This window comes from Streptomyces sp. CO7, assembly GCF_053474865.1.
The window spans coordinates 478,861-480,385 of sequence record NZ_JBRIOU010000005.1; the positions used below are offsets into that span (position 1 = coordinate 478,861).

A 1,525-nucleotide genomic window follows, 5' to 3' on the forward strand; every position below is an offset into this window, starting at 1 on the left:
GGGCGGGGCCGGGGCCGGGCGGGGCATGTCGCAAAATGTCCGCGTGAGCGATGTGAGACACGTGCTGGTGTTCCCCGACCGTGACGCGGCGCAGGAGGCGGCCGAGGCCCTCGGCGACCGTTTCGGGGTGGACGAGGAACCGCGGATCGTGCGGGACGCCCTGGCCGGCGAGGACGACGCCGAGGACGCCCAGTGGCTGATCGTGCTGGCCGACGAGGACGAGGAGCTGGACCCCGCCGCCCTCGACGAGTTCGCCGGCGAGTGGGACGGCTGGCGCGAGGAACCGTGACCGGACGGGCGGCCCCGGCCGCCCGGCCCGGGCTGTCGGCGGCGCGTGGGATGCTGGAGCCGATGGCCAGGAAAACAGCTCAAGACGATCTCCTCGCGCCGGTCACCCTGGCCGTGGGCCAGGAGGATCTCCTCCACGACCGCGCCGTGCGGGAGGTGGTCGCCGCGGCCCGCGCCGCCGACGCGGACACCGACGTCCGCGACCTCACGCCGGACCAGCTGCAGCCCGGCACCCTCGCCGAGCTGACCAGCCCCTCGCTGTTCGCCGAGCGCAAGGTCGTGGTGGTCCGCAACTCCCAGGACCTCTCCGCGGACACCGTCAAGGACGTCAAGGCGTACCTTTCCTCGCCCGCGGAGGAGATCACCCTGGTGCTGGTCCATGCGGGCGGCGCCAAGGGCAAAGGGCTGCTCGACGCGGCCCGCAAACTGGGGGCCCGCGAGGTCGCCTGCCCGAAGATGACCAAGCCGGCCGACCGGCTCTCCTTCGTCCGCGGCGAGTTCCGCGCCGCCGGGCGCTCCGCCACCCCCGAGGCCTGCCAGGCGCTGGTCGACGCGCTCGGCAGCGACCTGCGGGAGCTGGCCTCGGCCGTCTCCCAGCTGGTCGCCGACATCGACGGCACCATCGACGAGGAGGTCGTGGGCCGGTACTACACGGGCCGCGCCGAGGCCTCCAGCTTCACCGTGGCCGACCGGGCCGTCGAGGGGCGGGCGGCCGAGGCGCTGGAGGCGCTGCGGTGGTCGTTGTCCACCGGTGTCGCGCCCGTCCTCATCACCAGCGCGCTGGCCCAGGGCGTGCGGGGCATCGGGCGGTACCTCGGCGCTCCGCGGGGCGCCCGGCCGAACGACCTCGCGCGGGAGCTGGGCATGCCGCCGTGGAAGGTCGACGTGGTGAAGCGGCAGGCCCGGACCTGGTCCCAGGACGGGGTGTCGGTGGCGCTGCGAGCCGTCGCGGAGGCGGACGCCGCCGTGAAGGGAGCGGGGGACGACCCCGCGTACGCCCTGGAGAAGGCGGTACGCGTCATCGCCCGCGCCGCGCGGCCCCAGGCCCCCCGACCGTAGAGTCCCCAGCCGCGGCGCCGGCCCACGGACCGCGCCCGTACCGACCGAGCGTCGCGGACCTGAGCCTCGCGGACCCGCGGCCCGCGCCCCCGCCGACCGAGGCTCGCTTGACCCGAGCCTCGCAGACCCGAGCCTCGCGAACCCGAGGCCCGCAGACCCGAGCCTCACGGACCGAAGC

Annotated in this window: 2 protein-coding genes; both read left to right on the top strand. The window is 75.5% G+C overall.

Going from position 1 to position 1,525, the window contains the following annotated elements; all coding sequences use genetic code 11:
• The first annotated feature begins 43 nt into the window (after positions 1 to 43).
• On the top strand, positions 44 to 289 hold the full coding sequence (locus ACOV8S_RS20655; RefSeq protein WP_448319267.1) for a hypothetical protein: 246 nt from the start codon (positions 44 to 46) through the stop codon (positions 287 to 289).
• A 62-nt stretch (positions 290 to 351) separates the two neighbouring features.
• Positions 352 to 1,347, top strand: coding sequence for a DNA polymerase III subunit delta (gene holA, locus ACOV8S_RS20660; protein ID WP_448319469.1), 996 nt, complete (start codon positions 352 to 354; stop codon positions 1,345 to 1,347).
• The last annotated feature ends 178 nt before the right edge of the window (positions 1,348 to 1,525 follow it).

Excerpts from the sequence above, each read along its gene's own strand:
- holA (WP_448319469.1), top strand. The coding sequence starts at position 352 with ATGGCCAGGAAAACAGCTCAAGACGATCTCCTCGCGCCGGTCACCCTG.